The organism is Mesorhizobium sp. M0217 (genome assembly GCF_040321955.1).
GTDB lineage: Bacteria > Pseudomonadota > Alphaproteobacteria > Rhizobiales > Rhizobiaceae > Mesorhizobium.
Map to the genome: position 1 here is coordinate 1 of NZ_JAMYSN010000013.1, position 13,505 is coordinate 13,505.

Here is a 13,505-nt window from a genome sequence, read left to right on the forward strand (position 1 = left end):
TGCGTGGCGGCGGCGATGATGGTCGGGTTATCGGAACCCGCGACTTTCTCGAGCGCACCGGCATAGGCCGCGGCATCGGCAACGGCCTGCAGCTTGAGGCTGCTGTAATACCAGAAGGATGTCTCCACACCGAGGCCGGCGCCGCCAACCACGACCGGCAAGGTGAAGGCAACGATGACGGCAACGTTACCGTTCGTGGCGCGCCTTAGGCGGCTCAAAGCAAACCAAATCCGGGTGAACGCGTTGGATGCCATATGTATTAGAAACCACGAATAGATAAACGAATGTCTAAAAACTCCATTCCGATTCGACGTAGTCGAACGGGCTAGCTAGGCGCAAGTTGCAGCGACCGCGCAACATCCTGTCGGAGGTTCCGCCCCAATCGACGAATGCGAAATATGCCGCTATCCCGAACTTTGTTGTCGACCAAGTGACATTTAAATGCCCCCTCTGCGAAGAAGCTATCGAGAAGACAGGGGACACCGCGCTGCCGGTAAGGGGAAAGATCGGCTCACGCCGCCTCAGGAACTTTGTGCAATCCGTCCGGGGCTGGCTCTGAGGGCCACACACGCCCGAAACCAACCACTCCAGCCACGATCAGTCCGTGAGGCGCCCACGAAACAACGTGGTGCCGTCGGTCAGCTGCGACCTGGAGATATCCCGGAACCCAGCCCCGGCCATCCACCCGCGATACTGACCTTCCGTGTACGATTCGCCCGCGCGGTAAAGGTTCAGGAAGGTGAGATTGAGAAAGACACCCTCAGGCGGGCCGAGACGGTCGTCATCGACGACACCCCACCCCGCAATTGCGATCTCGCCTCCTTGGGTGAGGCAACGCGCCGCGTTCAGGATCGAACTGCGCGCCTGGTCCGGCGGCAGGACCTGGACGACAGCCTTCAGGATTGCCAAGTCATGCCGGCCGGTCGATGGCGCGACCGTTATGTCGCCTTCTTCGACAACCACATCGCCGGCACCGTATTCCGACAGGATCGCTGGTGCGACCGCCGCGACCGTCGGGAGTTCCATCAAAGTCGCCGCAATATGCGGCCATCGCTCGCGAAGACCGACCAGAATGGTCCCGGCGCCGCCGCCGATGTCGATCACCGAACTGACCGCCGAGAAGTCCAGTTCACGGGCGAGATTTCGGCCGAAAATCACCCCTCCCGGTGCGAGCATGCGGCTGAAGGCCGCTGCGGATTCTGGCCCCGCTTCGGAAAAGTCGTGCAGCGCGGCCGGCCGATTCTGCCGCAGCGACTCTGCGGTCAAAAGGTCGGCTCCCCAGAGTTCGCGCAGCAGCACATGATCGCCGCCGCGATAGGTCGGCTTGTACGCGTCAAGAAACTCCGACGCTTCGGCTCCGTTGCGAAACTGACCATCCTCGACGTCGAGGAGACCGATGCTGGCGAGCGCGTAGAGGAGCCGCGACAGACGAGCGGGCTCGACTTTGAGCGCTGCCCCAAGGCTGTCGGCAGTCGCAGCATCGCCGCCGAGCCAGGTGAAGATGCCAAGGTCCAGCCCGGCACGAAGCGCCAAGGCGGGGGGCACCCCTGCGATCAGCTTGTCGATCCGATCGGAATCCACCATGTCATATCCCGTTGTGCGATCCAGGATCGACTTTGAACAGCTCGGCCAACCTCGTCAAATCAGTTCGCCAGCGCGCCGCTCTCCGCGTCGAGCAGGTTCAGCTTGGCGGTATCGGGTTCGACGTAAAGCGTATCTCCGGGGCCAGCGCTGATCCTACCAGCGCCCGCGACCGTTGTGCGCCGGCCCGGCATACCTCAAAAATCCGGCTGTGATAATGGCTGGTCGCGCCTTCGGACGCTACGCAGGCAAGGCCAGCAGCGCCAGTCCGGCCAGCGCCGAGCCGGCCAATGTCGGCAGCATGCCGATCCTCAGTTTCAGCATGGCGACCATGGCGGCCGCCGCCAGCAGCGCGGCGCGCCAATCCAGCGACGACAGCACCGGTAGCTCCATCCCAAGACCAAAACGGTGCACCGCGCCGAAGACGACATGCAGTGCGAACCACAGCGCAAGGTTCATCACCACGCCGACCACAGCCGCCGTGATCGCACTCAGCGCCGCCGACAGCGCCTTGTTGCCGCGCAGCGCCTCGATGTAGGGGGCACCCAGAAAGATCCAGAAGAAGCACGGCACGAACGTCACCCAGACCGTCAGCAATGCGCCGAGCGATCCGGCCACAAGCGGTCCCATCGCACCGGCGTGACGATAGGCGGCGACGAAGCCGACGAACTGCAGCACCAGGATCAATGGTCCCGGCGTCGTCTCGGCCAGACCAAGCCCATCGACCATTTCACCCGGCGCCAGCCAGCCGAACGAGGTCACCGCTGCCTGCGCGACATAGGAGAGCGCAGCGTAGGCGCCGCCGAATGTGACCACCGCCATCAGGCTGAAGAAGCCGCCAAGCTGTGCCCAAACACTGGCAGGGCCGGTCAGCGCCAGGATCAGTACGACCGGCCCGAGCCAGATCGGCAGCCAGATCGCGATGGTGCGCGGCGCGTGCCATTTCGTCGGCTTGGTGTGAGCGAGGTCGCCGCGTTCGAACATGACGTCGACGGCGCCCCTGACATCGGGCAAATTGTCCTTGCCGCGTGCGGCTCCGGAAAAACGCGCCGGTGCCAGGCGGTTGCCGATCCAGCCGGTCAGCCCTGCAACCAGGATGATCAGCGGAAACGGCAGCCTGATGACATAGATGGCAAGGAACGCGGCCACCGCGATCGCCATCATCACCCGGTTCTTGAGCGCCCGTTTGCCGATGCGGAGGACCGCCTCGACGACGACGGCCAGCACCGCCGCCTTGATGCCGAAAAACAGCGCCTCGATGACGGGCGCATCATTGTAAAGCACGTAGAAGATGCTGAGGCCCAGCATGACAAACGCACCGGGCAGCACGAACAGGATGCCGGCAACGAGGCCGCCGGCGGTCCGGTGCAGCAGCCAGCCGATATAGATGGCGAGCTGCTGTGCCTCGGGGCCTGGCAGAAGCATGCAGTAGTTGAGCGCATGCAGGAACCGCTGCTCGCCGATCCAGCGGCGATCCTCGACCAATTCCTTGTGCATCAGCGCGATCTGTCCGGCCGGCCCGCCGAAGGAGAGCAGGCCGATCCTTGCCCACAGTTTCGCGGCTTGGCGGAAGGTCGGGACGATCGGAGCCTCGGTAGCCTGTGCATCGTCGTCCGCGGCGAGGGCGCTCATGGCGCTTTGCCCGCGCTGGGCCAATTGTGGGTTTCGTCAGTGGCATCGCGGCACCATCTGAAGAACGCATCGTAGAGCAGCATGCCGGCATCAAGCTGTTCGAGATCGTCGCGGAACATGCGCGACAGCCCGAGCGATGCAGCGAGGAACCCGGCCGCCTGCGGTACGAGATCGAGGCGCGCCGTATCGGCTGCACGCACGATCAGCGCAAGGCGATCGAGCGCTTCGGACCGCAACCCGAACTCTTCGATCATCGTGTCGAAGGTGCAGCGCTCGCCGCGATGGCTCCAGAACACGTCGTCGATGTCGAAGGCAACCGCCCCAAACCGATCGGCGGCCGCCAGCACTTCAGACGGCTCGACAAACAGGAACACCGCCGAGGGATCGACGAAGCGGCGGATCAGCCAAGGACAGGCGATGCGGTCGACCTTGGGGCGGGCACGCGTCACCCAGACCGTGCGGCCCTTGTCGTCGCGGGGCGGTATCTTGTCGGCCTTGACCAGAAGTCCCTTGGCCGCCTGCCACGCCTCGAAGCCGCCTTCAAGGGATTCGGCAGCAATGCCCTCATGGCGCAGCCATGCGGCAACGCCTTGCGAGAGCTTCAGCCCCTTCTGGCAGATGACGACAGCATGAGCCCCCGTGAACTCGGCCGCCCAGCTCGAAACAGACTTGAAGTCGCGCCGGCACGAGGCCGGAAGCAGCCGCGGATCGACGTCGTAGTCTTCGTCGATGCGGACATCGACAAGAACAGGCGCGTCGGACAGACCGACAAGGCGGGAAAGCTGCGCTACGGTGATTGCGGTTGTTGACGGCATGGCGTCCACCTCCAGAGTGAGAGTTTGGACGCGATCATTGGGCTGACGCCTCACGGGGTCGTCGCGAAGGAACCCCTTGCCACAATGCTGGATTGATCTTTCGTCTTTGTCAAGGAAAGAGCGGCGCCGGGGAGCGCGCCTACTGCGCCGTCCAGCCGCCATCCATCGGCAAAGTCGTGCCGGTAATCTGCCTGGCCGAGTCCGAGCACAGAAACAGCGTCAGCGCGGCGAGCTCCTCGACGGTGACGAATTGCTTCGTCGGCTGTGCCGCCAGGAGCACGTCGCGCTTGACCTGTTCCTCGGTCATGCCGCGCGCCTTCATCGTGTCGGGGATCTGCTTTTCGACCAGTGACGTCCAGACATAGCCGGGCGCGATGGCGTTGACGGTGATGCCGTCCTGCGCGACTTCCAGCGCTACCGTCTTGGTCAGACCCGCTATGCCGTGCTTGGCCGAGACGTAAGCCGACTTGAACGGCGAGGCGACCAGTGCATGCGCCGACGCGGTGTTGATGATGCGGCCCCATTTGCGCGCCTTCATGCCGGGCACCACGGCCTTGATCGCGTAAAAGGCGGCAAGCAGATTGATGCGGATGATGGCTTCCCACTTGTCGTCGGGAAACTCCTCGATTGGCGCGACATGCTGTATCCCGGCATTGTTGACCAGAATGTCGAGGCTGCCTAAGGCCTGCTCGGCTTCGCGCAGCATGGCGGTCACCGCTGCGCCGTCCATCATGTTGGCGCCGGAGTAGCGGCACTGGACGCCGAAATCCTTCTCGATGCCGGCGCGCTCCTGTTCGATCGCCGCGGCTTCGCCAAGGCCGTTGATCGTGACGTTAGCGCCCTCGGCGGCAAGGGCGCGGGCAATGGCCAGGCCAATGCCGCTGGTCGATCCGGTGACGAGCGCATTCTTCGAAGAAAGGGAACCCATGGAGATCTCGCGACTGTTAGGAGGACTACAAAGGCACATAGTTTGTGCGCCACAACATGACAACGCCATAACCATATGTCGGCGCCATCACAGCCCTAAAACGCGCTTTGCCGGCCTCGCCGAGCGCCGTCTCGAGGCTGACACGGCAGTGTTATGGTGCGGCGCAACATAGTCGGCCGCGCATTCGCGCAGTCATTCCTGAACCATCGATCCAACGAATCAGGGGGGCTGTAGCTTGAAATCGCCGATGTCGTGATGCGTGCCTATGCCATGCCGCTCACCAACCGTGCTTTCCGCCCGGCCCGTATCGCTTCTTCGACCCGACGCCTTGAGCTATCCCGCAATCTCCAGCAGGGCCGATACCAGCAAGCGGCGTTCGTCGGCGGAAAGCACGTCGGAATCGAAGAGGTTCATGCTGCGCAGCCCTTCGATGGCCAGAAAGCAGACCAGCAGCGTCTTCAGGTCCGGCGTCTCGCTCTTCAGCCGCTGCAGCAGCTGCGACTTGAAGGCTTTTATCGGCGTCAGGAAATCCGGATCCTCGGCGATCGCCGAGAATATCCACGAAGCCGTCGGCTTCGGCTCCTCGCAATCATCCGCCGAGAGCCGGATATAGGTGGCGAGCAGGTTCTCGCCGCTGGCGCCGGCGACACGGCCCGATTCCAGCGCCAGCTCGAACGCGCGCAGGTAATTCTCCACCAGGCCCTGCATCAGTTTGGCCTTGGTCGGAAAGTTATATAACAGGCCGCCTTTCGACACGCCGGCGCGGCTGGCGACGGCGTCAAGCGACAGGCTGCCGGGACCGGCCTCGCGTGCGACATCGGCGGCGGCGGCGAGTATCTTGTCGCGCGAATTTGCCCTTTGGGTCTTCATCGATCCCTTCCCCCGCACCAGCCTAGGCGGAATTGACAAGACCGTCCAGACGGTACAGTAAGTTCGCCGTCATAATCGGGACCTGGCGTCGATAAGTGTCCCGCTATTCGGCTATTTTGCCGGACACCGGCCGAGGGGACAGTTCGTGAAGCGCTTCATCTCTATCACCGCAATTCTGCTTCTGCTCGCTCTGGTGTGCGTCGGCGTTGTCGGCTTCAACCTGTTCCGCGACAACGCTATCAAACAGTATTTCGCCACCATGAAGCCGCCGGCGACGACCGTATCGACGGTTGTCGTCAAGCCTTCCGACTGGACGCCGGGCGTCGAGGCGATCGGCACGGTACGCGCCGTGCGCGGTGTCGACCTTACCGTCGAGACCAGCGGCATCGTCAAGGACATCCTTTTCCATGCCAACCAGAAGGTGCCGGTCGATTCGGTCCTGCTGCAGCTCGACGATGCCGTCGAACGCGCGGATCTGGTCGCGGCCAAGGCGCAGTCCGTGTCCGACAAGACGGCGCTCGAACGCGCGCTGGAGCTGCAGCGGCGCGGCGTCGGAACGGATGCCACGCTCGACACCGCTCAAGCCGCTGCATCGGCCTCCGCCGCGCAGGTCAACAAGCTGCAGGCCGTGCTCGATCAGAAGCAGCTGACGGCGCCGTTCGCCGGCACCGTGGGCATCCCCAAGATCGACCTCGGCCAATATCTCTCGCCCGGCAACGCAGTGGTGACCTTGCAGGATCTGGACACCATGCGGGTCGATTTCTCGGTACCCGAACAGCAGCTGCCGCTGCTCAAGATAGGCCAGGCGGTGCGGCTCGGCCTCGGCGGCACCGGCGGCGGCGCCGACATGCCGTTTGCCGGCTCCATTCGCGGCATCGATCCCAAGATCGACGCTTCAAGCCGCCTGGTGTCCGTCCGCGGCGAGGTCGCCAACCCTGACGGCAAGCTGACGCCCGGCCAGTTCGTCCAGGTTCGCGTCGAGCTGCCGCAGGAGAAAAACATTCTGTCCTTGCCGCAGACGGCATTGACGTCGAGCCTCTATGGCGACTTCGTCTTCGTCGTCGTTCCGGCGAAGCCGGCGGAAGGCGCCCCAGCCGCGAAACCCGAGGAAAAGCCTGCCGCGGGGGCCGACGCAGCAAAGCCGGCGGCAGATGCAAAGCCGGCAGACGCGAAACCGGCTGCCGAAGACGCCGCGGCGAAGCCCGCGGACAAGCCGGCTGTCGACCCCGCGAAGCCCGCGGCAGAACCGGAAAAGCCGGCGCTCGTGCTGTCGCAGGTGTTCGTGAAGCCCGGCCGCCGCAACGACGGCATGGTCGAGATCATCGAGGGCATCAAGGCCGGTGACGAGGTCGTCACCGCCGGTCAGAACCGTCTCTTCAACGGCATGTCCGTCGCTGTCGACAACACCATTGACCCCAGCAAGTCGGCTAACCAGCAGGCTCAGCAATGAACTTTTCCGACATCTTCATTCGCCGGCCGGTCCTCTCCACCGTCCTCGCCTGCATGATCCTGCTCCTGGGTTTCCAGGGCATCTTCAACCTGTCGATCCGGCAGTATCCCAAGGTTGACGAGACGGCGATCACCATCACCACCGCCTATCCCGGCGCCAGCGCCGACCTGATCCAGGGCTTTATCTCCGCCCCGATCGCGCGGGCCGTCGCCTCGACCGAGAACATCGACTACGTCACCTCGTCCAGCCGGCCGTCTTCGAGCACTGTGGTCGTCCAGATGAAGCTCGGCTCCAATCCGGATGTCGCGCTCACCGAGGTCCTGTCGAAGGTGCAGGGCGTACGCGGCACCTTGCCGGATGCATCCAAGGACCCGGTCATCGTCAAGGGCACCGGCCAAGAGTTCGCGATGATGTACATCTCGATGCAGAATCCGAACATGAGCAAGGAGCAGCTCACCGAATATATCGAGCGCGTCGTGCGGCCCCGCATGTCGACGGTCGAAGGTGTCGCCGACGTGCAGATCTTCGGCGCCGAGGAATATTCGATGCGGGTCTGGATCGACCCGGTCAAGCTTGCTGCGCGTGGCGTCACCGCCGCCGAAGTGCTGGCGGCGATCAACAACTCCAACTTCCTGTCGGCGCCCGGCAACACCGAGAACGAATATGTCGTCTCCTCGATCACGGTTCGCTCGACGCTGCAGACGCCTGAGGCCTTTGCCGAGCTTCCGCTGCGCTCGACGGACGGCCAGGTGGTGCGCTTGCGCGACGTGGCGCGAGTCGAGCTTGCCGCCGAGAGCACCGACACGAGGGTGAGCTTCAATGGCAAGCCCGGCACCTTCCTCGCCATCTTCCCGACGCCGGCCGCCAACCCGCTGACAACGGCGGAGGCGATCCACAAGATCGTGCCTTTGATTCAAGAGACGCTGCCGAAAGGCATGACCATCGAAATCGTCTACGATTCCACCGAACAGATCAGCGCCTCGATCGATGAAGTGTTCAAGACCATCGCCGAAGCCGTCGCCATCGTCGTCGTGGTCATCCTGTTGTTCCTCGGCTCATTCCGCTCGGTGATGATGCCGATCGTGACCATCCCGCTGTCGCTGGTCGGCGTCTGCTTTCTTTTGTTTGCGGTCGGCTATTCGATCAACCTTCTGTCGCTGCTGGCCATGGTGCTGGCCATCGGCCTTGTCGTCGACGACGCTATCGTGGTGGTGGAGAACATTCATCGCCACATGGAGGAGGACCACATGTCGCCGATGCAGGCGGCCTTCAACGGCATGCGCGAGATTTTCTCCGCCATCGTGGCCATGACCATCACGCTCGCCGCCGTGTTCGCGCCGCTGGCCTTCACCGGCGGCCTGACCGGCGCGCTGTTCCGCGAGTTCGCGGTGACGCTCGCCGGTTCGGTGGTGCTGTCCGGCCTCATAGCCGTCACCATCACGCCGATGATGGCGGCGCGTCTGCTCAAGGCGGGATCGCACAGTCGCTTCCAGCGCGTCGTCGACGGAACCTTCAGCCGTGTCGAGCATGTCTATGAGCGGGCGGTCACCGCCTCCTTGAGAAATCGACCGGTGACACTGCTGATGGTCGTGGCGCTGGTTGCGCTCACCGGCTTCATGTTCACCAAGACCTCGAGCGAACTGGCGCCGGAAGAGGACCAGGGCTTCCTGTTGTCGATCGTGACGGCACCGCGCTACGCGACCTCGGACTACACCGAGACCTACGTCAACCAGATCCTCGGCCTGGTGAAGGACATTCCCGAAACCAGGGCGCAATTCTCTGCCGTTGCCTTTGGCGGCGCCACCAACGGCGCCTTTGTCGGCTTCGCCTTCAAGGATTGGGCCGAGCGCCAGCGCAACTCAAAGGAGCTTCAAGCCGATATCCAGGGACGCCTCGGCAAGGTGGCCGGCGTCGAGGCCTTCGTCTTCGCGCCGCCGACGCTGCCGGGCTCCGGCGGCGGCCTGCCGATCTCCATGGTGGTGCGCTCGACCGGTGGTTCCGCCGAGGTCTACGAGGCGGCCGAGCAGATTAAGAACAAGGCGCAGGCCTCCGGCCGCTTCATCGTCGTGCAAAACTCGATGTCCTTTGACGCTCCGCAGGTGACGGTGACCATCGACCGCGACCGCGCGGCGGCTCTCAACCTGCCGATCGCCGACATCGGCCAGACGCTGACGCTGCTGGTCGGCGGCGCCGAAGTGGCTCAGTTCGACCGCGACTCCAACAGCTACGACATCATCCCGCAGGTGCCGAAGGAATTCCGCGACAATCCCGAGAAGCTCGGCGAATATTTCGTGCGTAGCGTGACCGGCGAAATGGTGCCGCTTTCAGCGGTAGTGAAGATTTCGACCAACGCCGCGCCGGCCGCGATCGAGCAGTTCAACCAGCTGAACTCGGCGACGATATCAGCGCTGCCGCTTCCCGGCGTCACCACGGGCGACGGGCTGCAGACCCTGGAGAACCTTGCCAAGGAGAGCCTGCCCGATACCTTCTTCATCGATTATTCCGGCCAGTCCCGGCAGGAGAAGGAGCAGGGCAACACGATCCTTATCGCGTTCGCAGCCGCCGTAATCGTCATCTATCTGGTGCTGGCGGCGCAGTTCGAAAGCTTCCGCGACCCGCTGATCATCATGATGGCGGTGCCACTGTCGATCTTTGGCGCCATCGTGCCGCTCAATCTGGGGCTTGGAACGCTCAATATCTACACGCAGGTCGGCCTGATCACACTGATAGGTCTGATCACCAAGCATGGCATTCTTCTGGTCGAGTTCGCCAACCAGCAGCGCGAGCTGCATGGCATGAGGCGGCGCGATGCGATCGTCGCCTCGGCCAAGGTGCGCTTGCGGCCGATCCTGATGACGACAGCGGCGATGGCGCTCGGCGTCGTGCCGCTGATCGTGTCCAGTGGTGCTGGTGCGGCGGCGCGCTATTCGATGGGCCTCGTGATCTTCACCGGCATCCTGGTCGGAACCATGTTCACCCTGTTCGTGGTGCCGATGTTCTACACCTTCATCGCCAGCAAGGACCTGCCGCACCACGCCGAAAAGCCAGACCCGAAGCTGATGCCGGTGCACGCGGACTGAGCTGCGAACGGCGTTAGCGAACAAACGAAAAGAGGCCGGAAATTTCCGGCCTCTTTTTTGACTGGATTGATTTACCGCGAAGCTCTGATGGAGCTTCAGGCGGGAACTTGCGGTGCGGCATGACCTGGCCGGCTGCGCTGCACCATCGCTCCAAACGCAGTCTGCTACTTGACGATGACGATGCTGGTGTTGGTCGGGCCGAAGGTTTCGACCAACTGGTAGAAGTCGGCGGCATTGTCGGGATGCAGCCGCACGCAGCCATGCGACGCCGGCCGTCCCAGCCGCTTGATGGCGTTGGTCGCATGCACGGCGTAGCCGCCGCTGAAGAAGACCGAATGCGGCATCGGCGCGTTGTCGTATTTCTTCGAATGCCACATCTCGTGCATGCGGGTCGGCTTGAACGAGCCGGTCGGCGTGACATGCGCACTGTCGCCGGTCGAGACCTTCCAGGCGAAAGTCGGCCGGCCATCGACCAGCACTTCCATGGTCTGCTGCGACAGCGAAACACGCGCCACGATCTGGTTTGCCGCGGCATGGGCGGTGCTGTTGGCGGTGCCAAGCAGAAGCGCGGCGCCGCCGGCTGCGGCGGTGACGTTGATGAGTTTGGCGGAAATGGCTTTGTACATGATGGCTCCTCTTTGCCGGTCCTGCCGGCGTCAATTCGGTGGCCGCCTTATCCCCGCGCCATGTTTCAGACTGACTTCGCTGAGGCTCGTTTGTGTTTCGAATCTGTTTCCTCTGGTTAACAAGCAAGGTGGACAAGGGAAGCGTGCTCCGCCTTCGCTGCGCACTCCCGATCACGCACCGCGCCCCCAAACGAAAGTGCTGATGTCCTTATATGAAAGAAGATTGGCTTCGCTCGAAACCGACTTGCAACAAAGCGCGGCCTGGGCGGCATGATCTGGTTACAGGCTCGCGGCACAGTCATCCCAACGAGAACAGCCGGCGCCAACGAAAATGAGCATCAAATCGACCACCCTGTCCTGGCTCTTCAGGATAAGCATCGCCGCATTTGTCGTCGGCGGCATCGGCACAGTAGCCGGCACCCCGATGACGAAACTGGCGGTGATGAATTCGGGTGAGATTTCGACGCTGCATGCCGCGCTGTTCATAGCCTTGGTCTGGATTGTCTCCAGTCTGCGCATCAACCGTCTCAGGGCCCTCTGGCGGGTCGGCCTCGGGTTGAAGTGGATGCGCGGCCCCTCCGGCAACTTGCTGCCGAGAGGACCGAAGGCCCGCGTCGCAACGGGGGGCTCCGTGGGCGACGCGGGCACTTCGGGTTTATCCTGAAGCACCCGCGGTTCTGATTTTTGGGGACAACCGATGAAGACGAAATCTGCAGCCTCCGTGCTTTCGGTACTGCTCTATGCACAAGGCCTGCTCGGCTTTGCCGGTCTCGCCACGGTTCTCCTGAAGGACCGCGCGCATGCCGCCAGCGAAATCGTAGTCGCCAGCGAATTGCCGTCGGGACCATCGCTTCTGGTGGTGCGCTGACGCCTATGCATGGCGCCCGAGATTGCGCAGCTTTTTTGGGCGAGCCGAGGAACAATCCAGCCTCCCGACCCTCAGTCGGCGCGCTGCGTCGGCGGGTCGAACCGGTAGCCTGCGCCGCGTATAGTTGTGATGGTTTCGGTGTCGAGCTTGCGGCGCAGCCGCACGATGCGCGAATCGATCGAGCGGTCGAAGGCATCGGCATTTTCGGCGGGCGCCGCCGCAATGATGTCGTCGCGCGTCAGCACCTTGCGCGGGCTGGCCAGAAACAGCCTGAGCAGCGCCACCTGGCCCGGCGACAGCTGTTCTTCCGTACCCGAACGGTGCATGACGATGGCCGACCGCAAATCGACGGTGGCATTTTCCAGCACGATCAGTTCCTGGGCGGACCTGCCGCGCCGCGTCAGCAGGCCGCCGATGCGCGCGGCAAGCTCCCTGACATTGAGCGGACTTTCGACGACATCTGCGGCGCCAAGCTCGAGCGCCAGCACCTTGTCGACCAGATCGGCCGGCCGGCAGATCAGGATGAAATCCGGCGCCGCCTTCCCGTCCGCGCTCTGGCCGCCGCCATAACGCCTGAGCAGGTCCCGCCCCTCCGCCTGGCTGAGGCTGTCGCCGACGATGACGATATCGATGCCTCCGGCCGAAAGCAGGGATTCAGCTTCCCAGGGCTGCCGCGCCTCGCGCACGTCATGGCCGCGCCGGTCGAGATGATCGGCAAGATCGCCGGCCACCACATCGGCGACGGAAACCAGCGCGATGACGGATCGTGCAGCCATGTTTTTCTTCCCGTTCCCCCGCAACCGGATATGAGTGCTGGACATCATGTTTATACCCAATCTACTTTCCGCTGAAAGCGGGAGCGAGGCCATAGTGCGGGCACGGATTGTCATCGTCGAGGACGAGCCCGATCTCCGGGACGCGGTCGCCGAGTATCTCGGCGCCAACGGCTACGATGTGACCCAGGCCGGAAGCGCGGCCGAGGCGCGCGCCTTGCTGGAGACGGAATCGTTTCATTTGGCCATTCTCGACATCGCCATGCCGGGCGAGGACGGACTGTCGCTCGGCCGCTGGCTGCGCTCGAAAATACCGGTCGGCATCATCTATGCCACGGCTGCCGGCACCGCACTCGACCGCATTGTCGGGCTGGAGCTTGGCGCCGACGACTACATCGTCAAGCCCTACGAGTTGCGTGAGGTGCTGGCTCGTGTGCGCAGCGTGCTGCGCCGCGTTCCGCAGCCGAGCCCGCCCCAGGCGGCGAAGACACAAGCCGATGGCGGCCGCCGCCTGACCTTCGGCCCGTTCCAGGCCGACCTCGACGGCAGGCTTGTCACCGGCGCCAACGGCGCCGTCATCGACATGGCCAAGAGCGAGTTCGATGTGCTGGAGGTTTTCCTGACCCGCGCCAACCGGCTGTTGACGCGATCGGCGATCTCCGAGGCGATTGGTTTTGTCGAGGATCCTGAATCGTCGCGCGCCGTCGACATTCGCATCATGCGGCTGCGCAAGAAGATCGAAACCGATCCGGCCAATCCGAAATTTTTGCGCACAGTGCGCGGCGAAGGCTATATCTTCTCGCTGCCGACCGGTGACGGGCACTAGAGCAATTACAGGAAAAGTGTACGCGGTTTTCCGCCCGGAATTGCGTAAAAACAAAG

13 protein-coding genes are annotated in these 13,505 nt (G+C 63.4%); 5 read left to right on the forward strand and 8 right to left on the reverse strand.

Going from position 1 to position 13,505, the window contains the following annotated elements; all coding sequences use genetic code 11:
- From NKJ18_RS20155 to NKJ18_RS20180, 6 genes are all read right to left on the reverse strand, one after another.
- Positions 1 to 218 (reverse strand): pilus assembly protein TadG-related protein (locus tag NKJ18_RS20155; RefSeq protein WP_352759366.1); only part of this gene is annotated, 218 nt, incomplete at its 3' end.
- Between the two features lie 379 nt (positions 219 to 597).
- The gene (locus tag NKJ18_RS20160; protein ID WP_352759369.1) at positions 598 to 1,584 is read right to left on the reverse strand and encodes a methyltransferase; all 987 of its coding nucleotides are present in this window, start codon (positions 1,582 to 1,584) and stop codon (positions 598 to 600) included.
- 237 nt (positions 1,585 to 1,821) lie between these two features.
- On the reverse strand, positions 1,822 to 3,213 hold the full coding sequence (gene chrA, locus NKJ18_RS20165; RefSeq protein WP_023734627.1) for a chromate efflux transporter: 1,392 nt from the start codon (positions 3,211 to 3,213) through the stop codon (positions 1,822 to 1,824).
- The gene (locus NKJ18_RS20170; RefSeq protein ID WP_023683941.1) at positions 3,210 to 4,028 is read right to left on the reverse strand and encodes a chromate resistance protein ChrB domain-containing protein; all 819 of its coding nucleotides are present in this window, start codon (positions 4,026 to 4,028) and stop codon (positions 3,210 to 3,212) included. The genes chrA and NKJ18_RS20170 overlap by 4 nt, the downstream gene beginning before the upstream one ends.
- A 139-nt stretch (positions 4,029 to 4,167) precedes the next feature.
- The gene (locus NKJ18_RS20175) at positions 4,168 to 4,956 is read right to left on the reverse strand and encodes a 3-hydroxybutyrate dehydrogenase (RefSeq protein ID WP_023734628.1); all 789 of its coding nucleotides are present in this window, start codon (positions 4,954 to 4,956) and stop codon (positions 4,168 to 4,170) included.
- A gap of 333 nt (positions 4,957 to 5,289) precedes the next feature.
- Positions 5,290 to 5,826, reverse strand: coding sequence for a TetR/AcrR family transcriptional regulator (locus NKJ18_RS20180; protein ID WP_023824982.1), 537 nt, complete (start codon positions 5,824 to 5,826; stop codon positions 5,290 to 5,292).
- Positions 5,827 to 5,971: 145 nt separating this feature from the next.
- Here NKJ18_RS20180 and NKJ18_RS20185 point away from each other — a divergent pair, with 145 nt between their 5' ends.
- Both NKJ18_RS20185 and NKJ18_RS20190 read left to right on the forward strand, forming a co-directional pair.
- Positions 5,972 to 7,276, forward strand: coding sequence for an efflux RND transporter periplasmic adaptor subunit (locus NKJ18_RS20185; protein ID WP_023670058.1), 1,305 nt, complete (start codon positions 5,972 to 5,974; stop codon positions 7,274 to 7,276).
- The gene (locus tag NKJ18_RS20190; RefSeq protein ID WP_023696405.1) at positions 7,273 to 10,356 is read left to right on the forward strand and encodes an efflux RND transporter permease subunit; all 3,084 of its coding nucleotides are present in this window, start codon (positions 7,273 to 7,275) and stop codon (positions 10,354 to 10,356) included. The genes NKJ18_RS20185 and NKJ18_RS20190 overlap by 4 nt, the downstream gene beginning before the upstream one ends.
- 164 nt (positions 10,357 to 10,520) lie before the next feature.
- On the opposite strand, the gene NKJ18_RS20195 is transcribed toward NKJ18_RS20190, so the two are convergent.
- On the reverse strand, positions 10,521 to 10,982 hold the full coding sequence (locus NKJ18_RS20195) for a L,D-transpeptidase (protein WP_023683946.1): 462 nt from the start codon (positions 10,980 to 10,982) through the stop codon (positions 10,521 to 10,523).
- 331 nt (positions 10,983 to 11,313) lie between these two features.
- Between NKJ18_RS20195 and NKJ18_RS20200 the strand changes: the two genes are divergently transcribed.
- Positions 11,314 to 11,646: a hypothetical protein gene (locus NKJ18_RS20200; protein WP_023670061.1), complete on the forward strand. Its 333-nt coding sequence runs from the start codon at positions 11,314 to 11,316 to the stop codon at positions 11,644 to 11,646.
- Positions 11,647 to 11,679: 33 nt separating this feature from the next.
- Entirely contained in the window at positions 11,680 to 11,850 is a 171-nt protein-coding gene (locus NKJ18_RS20205; protein ID WP_023670062.1) for a hypothetical protein, read from the forward strand.
- Between the two features lie 71 nt (positions 11,851 to 11,921).
- On the opposite strand, the gene NKJ18_RS20210 is transcribed toward NKJ18_RS20205, so the two are convergent.
- On the reverse strand, positions 11,922 to 12,626 hold the full coding sequence (locus NKJ18_RS20210; protein ID WP_023701370.1) for a response regulator transcription factor: 705 nt from the start codon (positions 12,624 to 12,626) through the stop codon (positions 11,922 to 11,924).
- Positions 12,627 to 12,720: 94 nt separating this feature from the next.
- On the opposite strand from NKJ18_RS20210, the gene NKJ18_RS20215 reads away from it, so the two are divergent.
- Positions 12,721 to 13,449 carry a response regulator gene (locus tag NKJ18_RS20215; RefSeq protein WP_023670064.1) on the forward strand — a complete coding sequence of 243 codons (729 nt, stop codon included), beginning with the start codon at positions 12,721 to 12,723 and terminating at the stop codon, positions 13,447 to 13,449.
- Positions 13,450 to 13,505 lie beyond the last annotated feature (56 nt).

Bases quoted from the DNA above. Each gene is read 5' to 3' on its own strand.
- NKJ18_RS20195 (WP_023683946.1), bottom strand. From the start codon at position 10,982: ATGTACAAAGCCATTTCCGCCAAACTCATCAACGTCACCGCCGCAGCC.
- NKJ18_RS20175 (WP_023734628.1), bottom strand. From the start codon at position 4,956: ATGGGTTCCCTTTCTTCGAAGAATGCGCTCGTCACCGGATCGACCAGC.
- NKJ18_RS20170 (WP_023683941.1), bottom strand. From the start codon at position 4,028: ATGCCGTCAACAACCGCAATCACCGTAGCGCAGCTTTCCCGCCTTGTC.
- chrA (WP_023734627.1), bottom strand. From the start codon at position 3,213: ATGAGCGCCCTCGCCGCGGACGACGATGCACAGGCTACCGAGGCTCCG.
- NKJ18_RS20210 (WP_023701370.1), bottom strand. From the start codon at position 12,626: ATGGCTGCACGATCCGTCATCGCGCTGGTTTCCGTCGCCGATGTGGTG.
- NKJ18_RS20160 (WP_352759369.1), bottom strand. From the start codon at position 1,584: ATGGTGGATTCCGATCGGATCGACAAGCTGATCGCAGGGGTGCCCCCC.
- NKJ18_RS20190 (WP_023696405.1), top strand. From the start codon at position 7,273: ATGAACTTTTCCGACATCTTCATTCGCCGGCCGGTCCTCTCCACCGTC.
- NKJ18_RS20180 (WP_023824982.1), bottom strand. From the start codon at position 5,826: ATGAAGACCCAAAGGGCAAATTCGCGCGACAAGATACTCGCCGCCGCC.
- NKJ18_RS20205 (WP_023670062.1), top strand. From the start codon at position 11,680: ATGAAGACGAAATCTGCAGCCTCCGTGCTTTCGGTACTGCTCTATGCA.
- NKJ18_RS20200 (WP_023670061.1), top strand. From the start codon at position 11,314: ATGAGCATCAAATCGACCACCCTGTCCTGGCTCTTCAGGATAAGCATC.